General features: G+C 71.0%; 19 protein-coding genes. 14 read left to right on the top strand and 5 right to left on the bottom strand.

The genetic code is table 11. From position 1 onward, the window contains the following. Window positions 1–145: 145 nt before the first annotated feature. Entirely contained in the window at window positions 146–1,273 is a 1,128-nt protein-coding gene (locus ACZ60X_RS04610) for a ferrochelatase (protein ID WP_469593253.1), read from the top strand. A gap of 8 nt (window positions 1,274–1,281) precedes the next feature. Continuing rightward, window positions 1,282–2,097 carry an inositol monophosphatase family protein gene (locus ACZ60X_RS04615; protein ID WP_469593255.1) on the top strand — a complete coding sequence of 272 codons (816 nt, stop codon included), beginning with the start codon at window positions 1,282–1,284 and terminating at the stop codon, window positions 2,095–2,097. A 121-nt stretch (window positions 2,098–2,218) separates the two neighbouring features. On the opposite strand, the gene ACZ60X_RS04620 is transcribed toward ACZ60X_RS04615, so the two are convergent. After that, window positions 2,219–2,392 carry a hypothetical protein gene (locus tag ACZ60X_RS04620; protein ID WP_384476634.1) on the bottom strand — a complete coding sequence of 58 codons (174 nt, stop codon included), beginning with the start codon at window positions 2,390–2,392 and terminating at the stop codon, window positions 2,219–2,221. A gap of 418 nt (window positions 2,393–2,810) precedes the next feature. On the opposite strand from ACZ60X_RS04620, the gene ACZ60X_RS04625 reads away from it, so the two are divergent. The 4 genes from ACZ60X_RS04625 to ACZ60X_RS04640 all read left to right on the top strand — a co-directional run bounded on the left by ACZ60X_RS04625 (window position 2,811) and on the right by ACZ60X_RS04640 (window position 6,352). Further along, a complete protein-coding gene (locus ACZ60X_RS04625; RefSeq protein ID WP_003993508.1) occupies window positions 2,811–3,464 on the top strand; it encodes a response regulator transcription factor in 654 nt (217 codons plus the stop codon). 4 nt (window positions 3,465–3,468) lie between these two features. Beyond that, entirely contained in the window at window positions 3,469–4,716 is a 1,248-nt protein-coding gene (locus tag ACZ60X_RS04630) for a sensor histidine kinase (RefSeq protein ID WP_469593258.1), read from the top strand. 390 nt (window positions 4,717–5,106) lie between these two features. Then, the gene (locus ACZ60X_RS04635) at window positions 5,107–5,403 is read left to right on the top strand and encodes a DUF4193 domain-containing protein (RefSeq protein ID WP_005481602.1); all 297 of its coding nucleotides are present in this window, start codon (window positions 5,107–5,109) and stop codon (window positions 5,401–5,403) included. A 13-nt stretch (window positions 5,404–5,416) separates the two neighbouring features. After that, window positions 5,417–6,352: a hypothetical protein gene (locus ACZ60X_RS04640; protein WP_469593261.1), complete on the top strand. Its 936-nt coding sequence runs from the start codon at window positions 5,417–5,419 to the stop codon at window positions 6,350–6,352. Here ACZ60X_RS04640 and ACZ60X_RS04645 read toward each other — a convergent pair. Beyond that, window positions 6,349–6,813, bottom strand: coding sequence for a DUF3093 domain-containing protein (locus tag ACZ60X_RS04645; RefSeq protein ID WP_469593263.1), 465 nt, complete (start codon window positions 6,811–6,813; stop codon window positions 6,349–6,351). The two genes, ACZ60X_RS04640 and ACZ60X_RS04645, sit on opposite strands and share 4 nt — an antisense overlap. A 58-nt stretch (window positions 6,814–6,871) precedes the next feature. On the opposite strand from ACZ60X_RS04645, the gene ACZ60X_RS04650 reads away from it, so the two are divergent. The 7 genes from ACZ60X_RS04650 to ACZ60X_RS04680 all read left to right on the top strand — a co-directional run bounded on the left by ACZ60X_RS04650 (window position 6,872) and on the right by ACZ60X_RS04680 (window position 13,467). Then, window positions 6,872–7,456, top strand: a complete 585-nt coding sequence (locus ACZ60X_RS04650; protein WP_469593265.1) for a PaaI family thioesterase — start codon at window positions 6,872–6,874, stop codon at window positions 7,454–7,456. Next, window positions 7,453–8,004 carry a dUTP diphosphatase gene (gene dut, locus ACZ60X_RS04655; protein ID WP_469593267.1) on the top strand — a complete coding sequence of 184 codons (552 nt, stop codon included), beginning with the start codon at window positions 7,453–7,455 and terminating at the stop codon, window positions 8,002–8,004. The genes ACZ60X_RS04650 and dut overlap by 4 nt, the downstream gene beginning before the upstream one ends. A 1-nt stretch (window position 8,005) precedes the next feature. Further along, window positions 8,006–8,773 (top strand): DUF3710 domain-containing protein, encoded by a 768-nt coding sequence (locus ACZ60X_RS04660; RefSeq protein ID WP_469593269.1) that lies wholly within the window; start codon window positions 8,006–8,008, stop codon window positions 8,771–8,773. A 209-nt stretch (window positions 8,774–8,982) separates the two neighbouring features. Further along, window positions 8,983–11,538 (top strand): ATP-binding protein, encoded by a 2,556-nt coding sequence (locus ACZ60X_RS04665; RefSeq protein ID WP_469593271.1) that lies wholly within the window; start codon window positions 8,983–8,985, stop codon window positions 11,536–11,538. After that, complete coding sequence (locus tag ACZ60X_RS04670) at window positions 11,535–12,224, top strand: response regulator (protein ID WP_469593273.1); 690 nt, start codon at window positions 11,535–11,537, stop codon at window positions 12,222–12,224. Before ACZ60X_RS04665 ends, ACZ60X_RS04670 begins: the two co-directional genes overlap by 4 nt. 70 nt (window positions 12,225–12,294) lie before the next feature. Further along, a complete protein-coding gene (locus ACZ60X_RS04675) occupies window positions 12,295–12,693 on the top strand; it encodes an OB-fold nucleic acid binding domain-containing protein (protein WP_469593275.1) in 399 nt (132 codons plus the stop codon). A gap of 3 nt (window positions 12,694–12,696) precedes the next feature. Continuing rightward, the gene (locus ACZ60X_RS04680) at window positions 12,697–13,467 is read left to right on the top strand and encodes a DUF3159 domain-containing protein (RefSeq protein ID WP_469593277.1); all 771 of its coding nucleotides are present in this window, start codon (window positions 12,697–12,699) and stop codon (window positions 13,465–13,467) included. Between the two features lie 64 nt (window positions 13,468–13,531). Here ACZ60X_RS04680 and ACZ60X_RS04685 read toward each other — a convergent pair whose 3' ends face one another. From ACZ60X_RS04685 to ACZ60X_RS04695, 3 genes are all read right to left on the bottom strand, one after another. Then, the gene (locus tag ACZ60X_RS04685; protein ID WP_469593279.1) at window positions 13,532–14,203 is read right to left on the bottom strand and encodes a potassium channel family protein; all 672 of its coding nucleotides are present in this window, start codon (window positions 14,201–14,203) and stop codon (window positions 13,532–13,534) included. After that, on the bottom strand, window positions 14,203–14,874 hold the full coding sequence (locus ACZ60X_RS04690; RefSeq protein WP_469593281.1) for a potassium channel family protein: 672 nt from the start codon (window positions 14,872–14,874) through the stop codon (window positions 14,203–14,205). The genes ACZ60X_RS04685 and ACZ60X_RS04690 overlap by 1 nt, the downstream gene beginning before the upstream one ends. Before the next feature lie 145 nt (window positions 14,875–15,019). Continuing rightward, window positions 15,020–15,148 (bottom strand): hypothetical protein, encoded by a 129-nt coding sequence (locus ACZ60X_RS04695; RefSeq protein WP_469593282.1) that lies wholly within the window; start codon window positions 15,146–15,148, stop codon window positions 15,020–15,022. 161 nt (window positions 15,149–15,309) lie between these two features. Between ACZ60X_RS04695 and ACZ60X_RS04700 the strand changes: the two genes are divergently transcribed. After that, window positions 15,310–17,367 (top strand): APC family permease, encoded by a 2,058-nt coding sequence (locus ACZ60X_RS04700; RefSeq protein ID WP_469593283.1) that lies wholly within the window; start codon window positions 15,310–15,312, stop codon window positions 17,365–17,367. Window positions 17,368–17,411 lie beyond the last annotated feature (44 nt).

The raw sequence follows: 17,411 nt of genomic DNA on the forward strand, positions 1-17,411 counted from the left end.
CCGATACAGCTTACGAGTCGAGCAAACCTCACCGCACCCCGATATCGGTCGGGGAGCACAATGATGAACCGGTATAAACCGGCTGGAACCCGACTCGTCACCCCGCTGTTGCCCGGCTGTCAGTGCCGGGTGGCAGGATCGAGTCATGCCAGACGCGCTCGATGCCACCCCGTACGACGCCCTGCTCCTGCTCTCCTTCGGCGGCCCCGAAGGACCGGACGACGTGGTCCCGTTCCTGGAGAACGTCACGCGCGGCAGGGGCATCCCGAAGGAACGCCTGAAGGAAGTCGGGCAGCACTACTTCCTCTTCGGCGGGGTCAGCCCCATCAACGACCAGAACCGCGCCCTGCTGGACGCCCTGCGCAAGGACTTCGCCGAGCACGGCCTGGACCTGCCGGTCTACTGGGGCAATCGCAACTGGGCGCCGTACCTGACGGACACGCTGCGCGAGCTGGTGGCCGACGGCCGGCGCCGCGTCCTCGTGCTCGCCACCAGCGCGTACGCCTCCTACTCGGGCTGCCGGCAGTACCGCGAGAACCTCGCCGACGCGCTGGCGACCCTTGAGGCCGAGGGCCTGGAACTGCCGAGGATCGACAAGCTGCGCCACTACTTCAACCACCCCGGTTTCGTCGAGCCCATGATCGACGGCGTGCTGCGCTCTCTCGCCGACCTGCCCGAGGACGTCCGCGCGGGCGCCCACATCGCCTTCACCACGCACTCCATCCCGACCTCCGCCGCCGACACCTCCGGACCGGTCGAGGCCCACGGGGAGGGCGGCTCCTACGTCGAGCAGCACCTGGACGTCGCGCAGCTGATCGCCGACGCCGTCCGCGAGCGCACCGGCGTGGACCACCCCTGGCGGCTCGTCTACCAGTCGCGGTCCGGCGCCCCGCACATCCCGTGGCTGGAGCCCGACATCTGCGACCACCTGGAGGAGCGGCACGCGGCGGGCGTCCCGGCCGTCGTCATGGCGCCCATCGGCTTCGTCTCCGACCACATGGAGGTCCTCTACGACCTCGACACCGAGGCCAAGGCCAAGGCGGAGGAGCTGGGGCTGCCGGTGCGCCGCTCGGCCACGGTCGGCGCCGACCCCCGCTTCGCCGCCGCCGTCCGCGAGCTGATCACCGAGCGCGCCGCCGTGGAGCGCGGCCAGGACGTCACCCCCTGCGCCCTGGGCACCCTCGGCCCCAGTCACCACGTCTGCCCCGTCGGCTGCTGCCCGGCCCGCGCACCGCGCCCGGCCGCCGCGGGCGCCGACAGCCCCTACGCGTGAGGAGCCCCGTGACCGACGCCCTGCACCGGGACCTGCTCGACCTGGCCCAGGAGGCCGCCCGCCGCGCGGGAGAGCTGCTGCGCGACGGCCGCCCGGCCGACCTCGCCGTGGCGAAGACGAAGTCCAGCCCGATCGACGTCGTCACCGAGATGGACATCGCCGCGGAGAAGCTGATCACCGATCTGATCTCCGACCGCCGTCCCGACGACGGCTTCCTCGGCGAGGAGGGCGCCTGCGCCCCGGGTACGAGCGGCGTCCGCTGGGTCATCGACCCGCTCGACGGCACCGTGAACTACCTCTACGGCCTGCCGACCTGGGCGGTGTCCATCGCCGCGCAAGCGGACGGCGAGACCGTCGTCGGCGTCGTCGCGGCACCGGTGCGCGGCGAGACCTATCACGCCGTACGCGGCGGCGGTGCATGGGCGACCGGCGCGTGGGAGGGCGAGCGGGCGCTGGCCTGCCGCCCCGCGCCCCCGCTGGACCAGGCGCTGGTCTCCACCGGCTTCAACTACGTCACCGAGGTCCGCGCCCACCAGGCCCAGGTGGCCGCCCGGCTGATCCCGCTGCTGCGCGACATCCGGCGCGGCGGCTCGGCGGCGATCGACCTGTGCGACGTGGCCTGCGGCCGGCTCGACGGGTACTACGAGCGGGGGCTGAACGCCTGGGACTTCGCCGCCGGTGACCTGATCGCCCGGGAGGCGGGCGCGCTGGTCGGCGGGCGGCCCGCAGAAGGCCCGTCACGGGAACTGACGGTCGCCGGGTCGCCGGGGGTGTTCGAGCCGCTGCAGGGGCTGCTGGAGGACCTCGGCGCCTGGCACGACTAGCACCACCACCCCGAGGATCACCGCGAGGCCCGCGAGCTTCGTGATCCGCACGACACCAGACACGACAGGACCCCCGGTGCTGGATTCACCGGGGGTCCCGCCGTCTGCGCTGCCGGGCTGATCAGACGCGTGACGCGCTGACCTCCACACCGTGTTCGGCGGCGAGGCGGCGCAGGTCGTCAAGCTCTGCCTGCTCCACCTCGACAAGGAAGTCGTCGCCCTCGTCACGAGCCCGCGACAGGTCGGACTCGGTCGCCTTTATGCGCTGCAGAAGTCCTGCGGTGAAAGCGTCCATGCTGCGCCCCCTCGTCCTTGGGTCGTGGGTCGGTGGCACGGGGGTGTGCCGTGTGGGAAAGGGGCGATCACAGCCCTCGCGAGTGCCCAGCGCTGCCCTGCCGGGCGGCGACGGTGCCGGACACCCACGTCCACTCTGCGAAAAGCGGCGGCGGAGTACCGCATGGTGCTGCGGCACATGCAGAGCGTGATCGCGGGGTGTAAAGCCGTCCTCCCCCCGCTCCCTCACCCGGAAACCTCAACCGGAGGAGAAAATCTCGTATTCCCGTACCGGAACGCCGATCCGTACGGTCCGCAACCCGCCTTACAGCCGACTTACGGCCGAAAAGGGCAGGATGGAGGTCACACCCCACGAACACCCCTGCCCGGACGTGCCCACGGTGCGCGACGGCGGGCGGGACAGAGGAAGGACTTGCGACGTGCGCGTACTCGTCGTCGAGGACGAGCAACTGCTCGCCGATGCGGTGGCCACCGGACTGCGCCGGGAGGCCATGGCCGTCGACGTCGTGTACGACGGTGCGGCCGCCCTGGAGCGCATCGGCGTCAACGACTACGACGTGGTCGTCCTCGACCGCGACCTGCCGCTCGTGCACGGCGACGACGTCTGCCGCAAGATCGTCGAGCTGGGCATGCCCACGCGCGTGCTCATGCTGACGGCCTCCGGTGACGTCAGCGACCGGGTCGAGGGCCTGGAGATCGGCGCCGACGACTATCTGCCCAAGCCCTTCGCGTTCAGCGAGCTGATCGCGCGCGTGCGCGCGCTCGGCCGCCGTACGAGCGTGCCCCTGCCGCCCGTCCTGGAGCGCGCCGGCATCAAGCTCGACCCCAACCGCCGCGAGGTCTTCCGCGACGGCAAGGAAGTCCAGCTCGCGCCCAAGGAGTTCGCGGTCCTGGAGGTACTGATGCGCAGCGAGGGCGCGGTCGTCTCGGCCGAGCAGCTGCTGGAGAAGGCCTGGGACGAGAACACGGACCCGTTCACCAACGTGGTCCGCGTGACGGTCATGACGCTGCGCCGCAAGCTGGGCGAGCCGCCGGTCATCGTCACCGTGCCCGGCTCCGGCTACCGGATCTGATCCCGTGGCCGCGACACCCGCGCCCCCTCAGGCGCCGCCGAAGCCCACCTGGGATCCCAGGAGACCGCAGCCGCCGTTCCCCTGGCTGCGCCCCACCATCCGCATACGGCTCACGCTGCTGTACGGCGGCATGTTCCTGATCGCCGGCATCCTGCTGCTGTCGATCATCTACCTGCTGGCCGCCCAGGCGATCAGCACGGGCAACCAGCCGCTGTTCAAGATCGTCAGCTTCCAGGAGCTGAAGGTCTCCAGCGACAACTGCCCCGCGATCAACACCACCAGCCTGTCGCTCGGGGACTTCAACAACGCGATCAGCCAGTGCGTGGACCACCAGCGCCAGGCGGCGCTGGACGACCTGCTCAGCCGCTCGCTGCTGGCCCTGCTGGGTCTCGCCGTGATCGCCTTCGCGTTCGGCTACGCGATGGCCGGCCGTGTGCTGTCCCCGCTTGGCCGGATCACCCGCACCGCCCGCGCGGTGGCCGGTTCCGACCTGTCCCGCCGGATCGAGCTGGACGGTCCGGACGACGAGCTGAAGGAGCTGGCGGACACCTTCGACGACATGCTGGAGCGGCTGCAGCGGGCCTTCACCGCCCAGCAGCGCTTCGTGGGCAACGCCTCCCACGAGCTGCGCACCCCGCTCGCCATCAACCGCACGCTGCTCGAAGTGCACCTGTCGGACCCGAACGCGCCCATGGAGCTGCAGCAGCTCGGCAAGACCCTGCTCGCCACCAACGAGCGCAGCGAGCAACTGGTCGAGGGCCTGCTGCTGCTCGCCCGCAGCGACAACCAGATCGTTGAGCGAAAGCCGGTCGATCTGGCGGAGGTGGCCACCCAGGCCATCGACCAGGTGCACGCCGAGGCCGAGGCCAAGGGCGTGGCGATCCGCGGCGAGCGCAAGCCGGCCGTGGTGCAGGGCAACGGCGTCCTGCTGGAGCGGATCGCGCTGAACCTGGTACAGAACGCCGTGCGGTACAACGTCCCCGAGGACGGCTGGGTCGAGGTGGCCACCGAGGTCGAGCACGGGCAGGCGGTGCTCACGGTCTCGAACACCGGGCCGGTGGTGCCCGCGTACGAGATCGACAACCTCTTCGAGCCCTTCCGGCGGTTGCGCACGGAGCGCACGGGCAGTGACAAGGGGGTGGGGCTCGGCCTGTCCATCGTCCGGTCCGTGGCCCGCGCCCACGGCGGTCACATCGTGGCGCGGCCGCGCGAGGGCGGCGGTCTGGTGATGCGTGTCACCCTGCCGCTGTGATCCACCGACACACCCGGGGGATGTTCGCTTTACGCGGAATTTTCCGGACCCCTCACATGGTTCTCGCTGTGTGATCAATCACATGGGCGGATTTTCGGCCATGCACTCTGCGTGATCATGTTGTGGGGCTGAAAGCCGGGAAAGTCCTGGTTTTCAGGGCACTTGATCACGGGAAGTACACGGTGAGGCGCCTTTGAGGCACCTCGTTCGCACCGTGTACGGTCCTCACCGCCAGCCAAGCCGATCACTCTTGAGAGGTCGGGTTGGGTGTCGATTGAGTAACAGACCTTGATGTGAGGCAAAATCTCCGCCTCAGGTCGGGCACAAGTCCGGCCTCTCACGCGTTACGTGCGCTGGAGACACCGCAGACACCCAGAGGGGGAGAGCGATATGGCAACCGATTACGACACTCCACGCAAGACCGACGACGATGTCGACTCCGACAGCCTTGAAGAGCTGAAGGCCCGGCGGAACGACAAGTCCACCTCCGCGGTGGACGTCGACGAGTTCGAGGCCGCCGAAGGCCTGGAACTGCCCGGAGCCGACCTCTCGAACGAGGAGCTGGCCGTCCGGGTCCTGCCCAAGCAGCAGGACGAGTTCACCTGCATGAGCTGCTTCCTGGTGCACCACCGCAGCCAGCTGGCCCGGGAGAAGAACGGTCAGCCGATCTGCCGCGACTGCGACTGAGGACGGGTCGGCCATGACTGGCTCGACCCCTCCCCGGAAGCGCCGCTTCCCCCTGCGGAAAGCGGACCCAGGGCCGCACGACGGCCCGCACGGCGCGCGTGAAGTGGAGCGGGGCTCGTCCGGCAGGGGAGCCTCGCTCGCACCGGCGGACGGCCCGGCTGACCTCCCGGCGCCGGTACGGCGGCCCGCGTCCGCCGCAAGGGCCGGGACGCCCCCTGCCCGTGCGGAGTCCGGGGCCCGGGAAAGGGCCGCGGAGATACGGGACAAGGCCCGGCACCTGGCCCGGGAAGGGGCCCGTAAGGGCGGCAGCAGCGCCCGCGCGGGGCTGGCGTACCTCGCGGACCGGATCATCGAGATCGCCCCGCGTGTCCCCGTACGCGACCTCGCGACCCTGCGCCGGCAGTTCCCCGGTCTCGGGCCCGAGGAGATCGCCGACCGGCTGGTGGCGGGCGCCACGGCCGGTACGTCCACCGTCGGGGCCGGGATCGGAGCGGTGGCCATGCTGCCGGTGCCGCCCGCCATGCCGACCGAGCTGGCCGCCGAGATCACCGGGGTCGCCGCGATCGAGCTGAAGCTCGTCGCCGAGCTCCACGAGGTCTACGGCGTACGGCCGCCGGGCAACCTCAAGACCCGCAGCACCGCGTACCTGTCCTCGTGGTCGGGGGAGCGCGGGATCGACGTGCTGAAGCCGTCGACGTACGACTCGGCCCTCAGCGGCCACATGAAGCGCAACCTGCGCCAGCAGATCATGAAGCGCGTGGTGCGCGACCTGCCCAACCTGATGCCGTTCATGGTGGGCGCGGCGGTCGGCGCGGCCATGAACCGCCGGGACACCAGGAGACTCGCCGCCCGCATCCGCGGCGACCTGCGCAAGATCCAGGTGCCCTGGGACGAGCTGCCCGAGCTGCCGGCCCTGGAGAGACCGGCGAAGCCGCTGGAAGGGCTTTAGGCGTTCGCCTTCCGCGCCGCCTCGATCGCCGCCGCCAGCTGTTCCGGCTCACGCGTGGACAGGTACAGGTACGGCGTCGGGTCCTCGGGGTCGGTGACCTCCACCCGCAGGGCCCTGGGGATGTAGGCGCGCAGCAGCAGGAAGGCGCGGGTGTCGGCCTTGTACGTCCGCCAGGCGCGGGCCTCCTCCGCGTCCAGCACCTCGGACGTGCCGAGCGCCGACACCGGGATCTTCGCCTCGCCCGCGATCAGCGAGTCACCCACCACACGGATGCGCGGCGAGCCGTACGCGCTCGCCACCACCGCTGCCGCCGCCGTACCGCCGACCAGACCGCCGAGCAGCGGAAGCGTGCCGAAGGGGAGCAGGATCAGGGCGAACGAGACGCCCACGAGGAAGCTGACGAACCACCACGAGCGGGGGGCGGTGAGGCGTTCTTCGTACGGCGTGGCGGAGAGCTGCATGAAGCCAAGCTTGGCACGGGATCCTGATACGGCGGACGCGCGGGTAAGGTCTGCGCCTGTGAGTGGTAGTTCCGCAAGCCTTCAGCCGCCTGCCGACGCGGTGAGACCGGTACGGCACCCCGACGCGCCCGCGCCCGGGGAACTCCTCGGTGCCCACTACGAACACTGTTTCGGGTGCGGCCCCGGACAGTCCCACGGCCTGCACCTGGAGGCGCGGGCCGGCGAGGGCGTCTCGCTGACCGCCGAGTTCACCGTCCAGCCCGCCCACCAGGGCGCCCCGGGCCTCGCGCACGGCGGTGTGCTGGCCACGGCCCTGGACGAGACCCTGGGCTCGCTGAACTGGCTGCTGCGCACCATCGCCGTCACCGGCCGGCTGGAGACCGACTTCGCGCGGCCCGTGCCGGTGGGCACCACGCTGTACCTGGAGGCCGAGGTCACCGCCGTCGCCGGGCGGAAGATCTACTCCAGGGCCACCGGACGCATCGGCGGCCCCGACGGGCCCGTCGCCGTCCGCGCCGACGCCCTCTTCATCGAGGTGAAGGTCGACCACTTCATCGACCACGGCCGCCGGGAGGAGATCCAGGCCGCCATGGACGACCCGGACCAGATCCGGCGCGCCCGCGCCTTCGAGGTGAACCCGTGAGCCCCGGCCCCCTCGACGTCCTGATCCGGCGCGTCGACCCCGACGTACCGCTCCCGGCGTACGAGCACCCCGGCGACGCCGGAGCCGATCTGCGCACCACGGAGGCGTGCGAACTGGCGCCCGGTGAGCGCGCCGTGCTGCCCACGGGAGTGTCCGTCGCCCTCCCCGAGGGGTACGCGGCCTTCGTGCACCCGCGGTCCGGTCTCGCAGCCCGCTGCGGTGTCGCCCTCGTGAATGCCCCGGGGACGGTTGATGCCGGGTACCGTGGGGAGATCAAGGTGATCGTGGTGAATCTCGACCCGCGCGAGTCCGTGCGGTTCGAGCGCTTCGACCGGATTGCCCAACTGGTCGTCCAGCAGGTCGAGAGGGTCCGCTTCCAGGAGGTGGCGGAGCTTCCCGGCTCGGCGCGGGCCGAAGGGGGCTTCGGGTCCACCGGTGGCCATGCCGCGGTGGGCGGCGAGAGCGGCACAAGCGGTCAGGCCGCCGTAGGCGGTCCGACGGGTGGGAATCGATACGCTTCGGTCGTATCCGACCGGGAAGGACAGTGACGTGTTCGGACGTCGCAAGAAGAAGGGTGCCGCCGAGGACGCGGCCGGCGAGGCCGAGCAGGTCGTCGACAGCGTCGACACCGAGGCGGACGAGGTGGTGGAAGAGGGCGGGCGCGAGCGCGTCCGGCTGGAGCCCGGGCCCCGGCCCGACGGGCCCTGGGACAGCACCGAGGTAAGCGACCCGGGCGAGGGCCGCGTGGATCTCGGCGGGCTGTTCGTCCCGGGCGTCGACGGCATGGAGCTGCGGGTCGAGGTCGCCGGTGACGCGATCGTCGCCGCTACCGTCGTACTGCGCGACAGCGCCATCCAGCTCCAGGCCTTCGCCGCGCCCAAGCGCGAGGGCATCTGGGGCGAGGTCCGCGAGGAGATCGGGACCGGCATCACCCAGCAGGGCGGCATCGTCGACGAGGTCGAGGGCCCCCTCGGCTGGGAGCTGCGGGCCCAGGTGCCGGTGCAGCTGCCGGACGGCACCGGCGGCTTCCAGGTCGTGCGGTTCGTCGGCGTGGACGGCCCGCGCTGGTTCCTGCGTGGTGTGATCTCCGGTCAGGGCGCGGTGCAGCCGCAGGCCGCCGGGCTGCTGGAGCAGATCTTCCGCGACACGGTCGTGGTGCGCGGCGAGGGCCCTATGGCGCCCCGCGACCCGATCGTGCTGAAGCTGCCGAGCGACGCGCAGATGGTGCCCGAGGGTGTGCAGCAGCAGGACGAGTCCCGCTTCTCGGGCGGCGTGGACCAGCTGCAGCGGGGCCCGGAGATCACCGAGGTCCGGTAGACCGCCGGGTCCAGCCGTTGTCACGCGGGCCGCGCCTTCGAGGGGTGCGGCCCGTTTCCGTGGGCCGCCGCCGTAGGGGCGGTCGTCCGCCGACCCCGTCAGAGTTGCGTCAAAGAGACCCGTTGACCCGGCCCTCGTCCGCTTTGCCCGCATCGTTGGCCGTAAGGTCGACGCTGCGTACGCAGCAGTCACCGGAAGACAATGGGGCCATGGCACGCGGCAAACTTCGGATCTACCTCGGCGCGGCACCGGGAGTGGGCAAGACCTACGCCATGCTCTCCGAGGCGCATCGTCGTGTGGAGCGGGGCACCGACTGTGTCGTGGCCTTCGTGGAGCACCACGGCCGGCCGCGCACCGAGGTGATGCTGCACGGCCTGGAGCAGATCCCGCGCAAGCGGCTGGAGTACCGCGACGCCGTCTTCGGCGAGATGGACGTCGACGCCGTGCTGCGCCGGGCGCCCGCGGTCGCCCTGGTGGACGAACTCGCGCACACCAATGTTCCGGGCTCGCGCAACGCCAAGCGCTGGCAGGACGTCGAGGAACTGCTCGCCGCCGGGACCGACGTCGTCTCGACCGTCAACATCCAGCACCTCGAATCACTCGGCGACGTCGTGGAGTCGATCACGGGGGTCCGCCAGCGCGAGACCGTCCCGGACGAGGTGGTACGGCGGGCGGACCAGATCGAGCTGGTCGACATGTCGCCGGAGGCGCTGCGCCGCCGGATGGCGCACGGGAACATCTACCAGCCCGACAAGGTCGACGCGGCCCTGTCCAACTACTTCCGCCCCGGCAACCTCACCGCGCTGCGCGAGCTGGCGCTGCTGTGGGTGGCCGACCGGGTCGACGAGTACCTGAACGCCTACCGCAGCGAGCACCGGGTCTCCAGGATCTGGGGCTCGCGCGAGCGGATCGTGGTCGGCCTGACCGGCGGTCCGGAGGGGCGCACGCTGATCCGGCGTGCCGCCCGGCTCGCCGAGAAGGGCGCCGGCGGTGAGGTGCTCGCCGTCTACATAGCCCGCAGTGACGGTCTGACCTCGGGCTCCCCGAAGGAACTGGCCCTCCAGCGCACCCTCGTGGAGGACCTGGGCGGCACCTTCCACCATGTGATCGGCGACGACATACCGGCCGCCCTGCTCGACTTCGCGCGCGGTGTCAACGCCACCCAGATCGTGCTGGGCTCCTCGCGCCGCAAGGCCTGGCAGTACGTCTTCGGGCCCGGTGTCGGTGCCACGGTCGCCCGCGACTCCGGTCCCGACCTCGACGTCCACATCGTCACCCACGAGGAGGTCGCCAAGGGCCGCGGGCTGCCTGTCGCCCGCGGCGCCCGGCTCGGACGGGCCCGGATCGTCTGGGGCTGGCTGGTCGGACTGGGCGGCCCGGCCGCGCTCGCGCTGCTGCTCAACACCGTCGACGTCGGCCTCGCCAACGACATGCTGCTGTTCCTGGGCGTCACGGTCGCCGCGGCCCTGGTCGGCGGCCTGCTGCCCGCGCTGTCCTCGGTGGCCTTCGGCTCCCTGCTCCTGAACTACTTCTACACACCGCCGCTGCACAAGTGGACCATCGCCGACCCGAAGAACATCGTCGCCATAGCGATCTTCCTGTGCGTCGCGGTGTCGGTGGCCTCGGTGGTGGACCTCGCGGCCCGGCGCACCCACCAGGCGGCCCGGCTGCGCGCCGAGTCGGAGATCCTGTCCTTCCTCGCCGGGAACGTGCTGCGCGGGGAGACCAGCCTGGAGGAGCTGCTGGAGCGGGTCCGCGAGACCTTCGCGATGGAGTCCGCCGCGCTGCTGGAGCGGGCCGGCGACGTCGAGCCGTGGACCTGCGCCGGCCGCGCCGGATTCGGGCGCCCGCTGCAGCGGCCCGAGGACGCCGACGTCGACATGCCCGTCGGCGACAACATGGCGCTCGCCCTCACCGGCCGGGTGCTGCCCGCCGAGGACCGCCGGGTGCTCGCCGCCTTCGCCGCGCAGGCCGCCGTGGCGCTGGACCGCCGGCGCCTGCAGGAGGAGGCAGACCAGGCCCGCGCGCTCGCCGAGGGCAACCGCATCCGCACCGCGCTGCTGGCCGCCGTCAGCCACGACCTGCGGACCCCGCTGGCCGGCATCAAGGCGGCGGTGTCGAGTCTGCGCTCCGACGACGTGGCCTGGTCCGACGAGGACCGGGCGGAGCTGCTGGAGGGCATCGAGGAGGGCGCCGACCGCCTCGACCACCTGGTCGGCAACCTCCTCGACATGTCGCGCCTGCAGACCGGCACGGTCACGCCGATCATCCGTGAGATCGACGTGGACGAGGTGGTCCCCATGGCCCTGGTCGGTGTCCCCGAGGACAGCGTCGAGCTGGACGTACCGGAGACGCTGCCCATGGTCGCGGTCGATCCCGGACTGCTGGAGCGGTCCGTGGCCAACCTGGTGGAGAACGCCGTCAAGTACGGCCCGCGCGGACGGCGCGTGCTGGTGTCCGCCAGCGCCATCGCCGACCGGGTCGAGGTGCGTGTCGTGGACCGCGGGCCCGGCGTGCCGGACGAGGCCAAGGACCGGATATTCGAGCCCTTCCAGCGCTACGGTGACGCCCCGCGCGGAGCCGGGGTCGGGCTCGGTCTCGCCGTCGCCCGGGGCTTCGCCGAGGCCATGGGCGGCACCCTCAACGCCGAGGACACCCCGGGCGGCGGACTGACCATGGTCCTCAGCCTGCGGGCGGCAGGATCGGCTCCCGAGCCCCTGGACGTGGGCCCGGGCATCGCAGAACCAGAAAGGCAGACCCTATGACGACCCGGGTGCTCGTGGTCGACGACGAGCCGCAGATCGTGCGCGCCCTCGTGATCAACCTCAAGGCACGCAAGTACGAGGTGGACGCGGCCCACGACGGCCGCACCGCCCTCGAACTCGCCGCCTCCCGCCACCCCGACGTCATCGTGCTCGACCTGGGCCTGCCCGACATGGACGGCGTCGAGGTGATCAAGGGCCTGCGCGGCTGGACCCGCGTGCCCGTGCTGGTGCTGTCCGCCCGCCACTCCTCCGACGAGAAGGTCGAGGCGCTGGACGCCGGCGCCGACGACTACGTCACCAAGCCCTTCGGCATGGACGAACTGCTGGCCCGGCTGCGGGCCGCCGTGCGCCGGGCCGAACCGGTCGGCCCCGGTGAGGACGACCTGACGACGGTGGAGACCGAGGGCTTCACCGTCGACCTGGCCGCCAAGAAGGTCAACCGCGCGGGCAAGGACGTCCGGCTCACCCCGACCGAGTGGCATCTGCTGGAGGTGCTGGTCCGCAACACCGGGCGCCTGGTCAGCCAGAAGCAGCTGCTGCAGGAGGTGTGGGGCCCGTCGTACGGCACGGAGACCAACTACCTGCGCGTGTACATGGCCCAGCTGCGCCGCAAGCTGGAGACGGACCCCTCCCACCCGGAGCACTTCATCACCGAGCCGGGGATGGGGTACCGCTTCGAGAGGTGAGGGGCGGCCGGGCGGGAGCCGCTGTGAGCGTGGCTACGGCGGTGTCGGCGGGCCCCGGTACGCTTCAGGTATGAGCGCTGTTCCTCGTTCCGAAAAGCCGGCCGGCCGGTTCCGGCGCATGCTCGACCGGCTCTCCTCCTCGCAGGAGGACCTGGAGTCCGAGGAACTGCGGGAAGACGCCGAGACCACGGGCTGCACCCGGATCGGCGACTGCCAGGACCGGCAGATCGTCACCGTAACTGGTACCTTGCGCACGGTCACCCTGCGTCCGCGCGCCGGAGTCCCGGCCCTGGAGGCCGAGCTGTTCGACGGCTCCGCGGCGCTGGACGTGGTGTGGCTCGGCAGGCGCTCCATCGTGGGCATAGAACCGGGGCGCAAGCTGATCGCGTCGGGCCGGATCTCGCTGAGCCGGGGCCGCCGCGTGCTGTTCAACCCGAAATACGAACTGCGACCCCTCGGACGGGAGTAGCCGGTGACGTCCCTCGACAAGCCGACCGAAGACGCCGGTCAGGAGCAGACCGACGATGCGAGGGCGGTGACCGAGGCCGCGTTGTTCGAGGCGTTCGGCGGAGTCCGCGGCATGATCGAGACGGTCGTGCCGGGCCTCCTCTTCGTCGCGATCTTCACGGTCTACAAGAACCTGCACGTGTCGGCGATCGCCGCGCTGGTCGTCTCCCTGGTCCTGGTCGTGGTCCGGCTCGCCATGAGGGACACCGTCAAGCACGCCTTCAGCGGCGTCTTCGGCGTGGCGTTCGGCGTCGTCTTCGCGATGTTCACCGGCAACGCCAAGGACTTCTACCTCCCCGGCATGCTCTACACGCTGGGCCTGGCACTGGCGTACATCGTCACCACCCTCGCGGGCGTGCCGCTGATCGGCGTGATCCTCGGCCCGATCTTCAAGGAGAACCTCTCCTGGCGCACCCGCAACCCCGGCCGCAAGAAGGCCTACGCGAAGGCCAGTTGGGCCTGGGGTCTGATCCTGCTCGCCAAGTGCGCGATCCTCTTCCCGCTGTACTGGTGGTCCGACACCACCAAGCTCGGCTGGGTCCTGGTCGCCCTGAAGATCCCGCCGTTCCTCCTGGCGGTCTGGCTCACCTGGGTCTTCCTGATGAAGGCGCCCGCCCCGATCGACGTTTTCGCGGAGATGGAGGCGGAGGAGAAGGCGGCCGAGGCGAGGAAGGCCGCGGCATCGGCCCCCGAGAGCGGCGAACAGGCGGGCGGACGGCACCGCCGAGGGGCGTAGACAGCCCTCATACGACGAAAGGAAGGGCGCCCCTCGCGGCAAGGGCGCCCTTCCTCGCGTCGGCTCAGCCCTCTTCGCGCCGCACCGACAGCAGTTCCTCCAGCTGCTCCTCACGGGCCTGCGCGGCCACGAAGAGCAGTTCGTCGCCCGGCTCCAGGGAGTCCTCCGGGGACGGGGTCAGCACGCGCGTGCCGCGGATGATCGTGACCAGGGACGTGTCCTCCGGCCACCGGACGTCGCCGACCTGCGTGCCGGCCAGGGCCGACTCCTCGGGCAGCGTCAGCTCGACGAGGTTGGCGTCGCCGTGGCTGAAGCGCAGCAGCCGGACCAGGTCGCCGACGCTCACCGCCTCCTCGACCAGGGCGGACATCAGGCGCGGGGTGGAGACGGCGACGTCCACGCCCCAGGCCTCGTTGAACAGCCACTCGTTCTTGGGGTTGTTGACCCGGGCGACGACCCGCGGGACGCCGTACTCCGTCTTGGCGAGCAGCGAGACGACCAGGTTGACCTTGTCGTCGCCGGTCGCGGCGATGACGACGTTGCAGCGCTGCAGCGCCGCCTCGTCCAGGGACGTGATCTCGCAGGCGTCGGCCAGCAGCCACTCCGCCTGCGGCACCCGCTCCACCGAGATGGCGGTCGGGGCCTTGTCGACGAGCAGGACCTCGTGGCCGTTCTCCAGCAGCTCGCCCGCGATCGAGCGGCCGACGGCGCCGGCTCCGGCAATGGCGACCCTCATCAGTGACCGCCCTCCTCTTCCGGGCCCTGGGCGAACGCCGCCTCGACCTTGTCCACGTCGTCCGTCCGCATCATCACGTGCACGAGGTCGCCCTCCTGCAGCACCGTCTGCGAGGTCGGCAGGATCGCCTCGCCCAGGCGGGTCACGAACGCCACGCGGACGCCCGTCTCCTCCTGCAGCTTGCTGATCTTGTGGCCGACCCACTTCGCGGACGCGTGCACCTCGGCGAGCTGTACCCCGCCGGTGGGGTCACGCCACAGCGGCTCCGCGCCCGACGGCAGCAGCCGGCGCAGCATCTGGTCGGCGGTCCAGCGGACCGTCGCCACGGTGGGGATGCCCAGGCGCTGGTAGACCTCGGCGCGGCGGGGGTCGTAGATCCGGGCCGCCACGTTCTCCACGCCGAACATCTCGCGGGCCACGCGCGCGGAGATGATGTTGGAGTTGTCACCGCTGGAGACGGCGGCGAAGGCGCCGGCCTCCTCGATGCCCGCCTCGCGCAGGGTGTCCTGGTCGAAGCCCACACCGGTGACCCGGCGGCCGCCGAAGCCGGGGCCGAGCCGGCGGAAGGCGGTGGGGTCCTGGTCGATCACGGCGACCGTGTGGCCCTGTTGCTCCAGGGTCTGGGCGAGAGCGGAACCCACTCTTCCGCAGCCCATGATGACGATGTGCACGACCGTCCTTCCGGTGTTCAAAATTCACTGCTCGGCTTCAGGGTCTCAGACCGACGCCCAAAGCTACACAGCGGCGTCGTGGCGTCGGCACCCCCGTGCGGGGGTTCGCCGTGATCACCGTCCGCGATCATGCGTGAGAGCCGGGTCAGTGCTCGGCGTCGGCGATCACCGGGCCGGGGCGCCGGCGAGTGATGCTGCGCACGCTGCACAGGGTCAGGATTCCGACGCCGAAGAGGGCGAGTGTCGCCCCGATCAGCTCCGCGGGGGCGGGCATGGAACCTCCGAAGTGCGATGACAGGCGGGGTTTGCCATCTAGGCACGGGGAGCGCGCGGACCACGGAATCCGCAGTGCCGCGCGCCTGTGATTTCACTCGTGAGGCAGATCCGTGCCGCCGGGTGGGCGGCTGCCAGTTCGAACCCTTACGATCCTCTGTCGTGTCCAAACTGACCGACGTGCCCAAACGGATCCTGATCGGGCGCGCACTGCGCAGTGACCGGCTGGGCGAAACGCTCCTGCCCAAGCGCATCGCACTCCCCGTCTTCGCCTCCGACCCGCTCTCCTCCGTCGCCTACGCGCCGGGGGAGGTCCTGCTGGTCCTGTCCATCGCGGGTGTGTCGGCCTACCACTTCAGCCCCTGGATCGCCCTCGCGGTCATCGTGCTGATGTTCACCGTGGTCGCCTCGTACCGGCAGAACGTGCACGCCTACCCCAGCGGTGGCGGCGACTACGAGGTCGCCACCACCAACCTGGGGCCCAAGGCGGGCCTCACGGTCGCCAGCGCCCTGCTGGTCGACTACGTCCTCACCGTCGCCGTCTCCATCGCCTCCGGCATCGAGAACCTCGGCTCCGCGGTCCCGTTCGTCGTCCAGCACAAGGTGCTGTGCGCGCTCGCCGTGATCGTGCTGCTGACGTTGATGAACCTGCGCGGCGTGAAGGAGTCCGGCAAGCTCTTCGCGATCCCGACGTACGTCTTCGTCGGCGGCGTCTTCGTCATGATCGCCTGGGGTGCCGTCCGCGGCCTGCTCCTCGGCGACACCATGCGCGCCCCCACGGCCGCCTACCACATCAGGGCCGAACACCAGGGCCTCGCCGGCTTCGCCCTCGTCTTCCTGCTGCTGCGCGCCTTCTCCTCCGGCTGCGCCGCGCTCACCGGTGTCGAGGCGATCTCCAACGGCGTCCCGGCCTTCCGCAAGCCCAAGTCGAAGAACGCCGCGACGACACTCGCGATGATGGGCCTGCTGGCCGTCACCATGTTCTGCGGCATCATCGCCCTCGCCATGACGACCAAGGTCCGCATGGCCGAGAACCCGGCGACCGACCTCATCCACAACGGCCGTCCGATCGGCTCCGGGTACGTCCAGAACCCGGTGATCTCCCAGGTCGCCGAGGCCGTCTTCGGCAAGGGCAGCTTCTTCTTCGTGCTGCTGGCGGCGGCCACCGCGCTGGTCCTCTTCCTCGCGGCGAACACGGCGTACAACGGCTTCCCGCTGCTCGGCTCGATCCTCGCCCAGGACCGCTACCTCCCGCGCCAGCTGCACACCCGCGGCGACCGCCTCGCCTTCTCCAACGGCATCGTGCTGCTCGCCGGCGCGGCGAGCCTGCTGACGATCATCTACGGTGCGGACTCCACGCGGCTCATCCAGCTGTACATCGTCGGTGTGTTCGTGTCCTTCACGCTCAGCCAGACCGGCATGGTCCGGCACTGGAACCGCCACCTCGCGGTCGAGAAGGACCAGGCCAAGCGCCGCCACATGATGCGCTCCCGCGCGATCAACGCCTTCGGTGCCTTCTTCACCGGTCTGGTGCTCGTCGTCGTCCTGGTCACCAAGTTCACGCACGGCGCCTGGGTGGCCCTGATGGGCATGTGCATCTTCTACGCGACGATGACCGCGATCCGGAAGCACTACGACCGCGTCGCCGAGGAGATCGCCGCCCCCGAGGAACCCGCCGCCTCCGACGACCTGGTCCGCCCCTCGCGGGTGCACTCGGTGGTGCTGATCTCGAAGATCCACCGCCCGACGCTGCGCGCCCTCGCCTACGCCAGGCTGATGCGCTCGGACACCCTGGAGGCGCTCACGGTCAACGTCGACGCCACGGAGACCAAGGCGCTGCGCGAGGAGTGGGAGCGGCGCGGCATCGACGTACCGCTGAAGGTCCTGGACTCGCCGTACCGGGAGGTCACGCGCCCGGTGATCGAGTACGTGAAGAGCCTGCGCGCCGAGTCGCCGCGGGACGCGGTGTCGGTGATCATCCCCGAGTACGTGGTCGGCCACTGGTACGAGCACCTGCTGCACAACCAGAGTGCCCTGCGCCTGAAGGGCCGTCTGCTGTTCACACCCGGCGTGATGGTCACCTCCGTCCCCTACCAGCTGGCGTCCTCCGAGGCGGCCAAGGCGCGGGCGCGCAAGCGCCAGGAGTGGAGCGCGCCGGGCGCGGTGCGCCGCGGCCCGGCGGGCGACCGTCCGAAGCAGCAGCCTGCCGCCAAGGACTGAGCTGCCGCTTGGGGCGGGGCCTCGGCCTGTGGTGAACGGCCGGA

Source organism: Streptomyces sp. NPDC104106 (genome assembly GCF_055584345.1).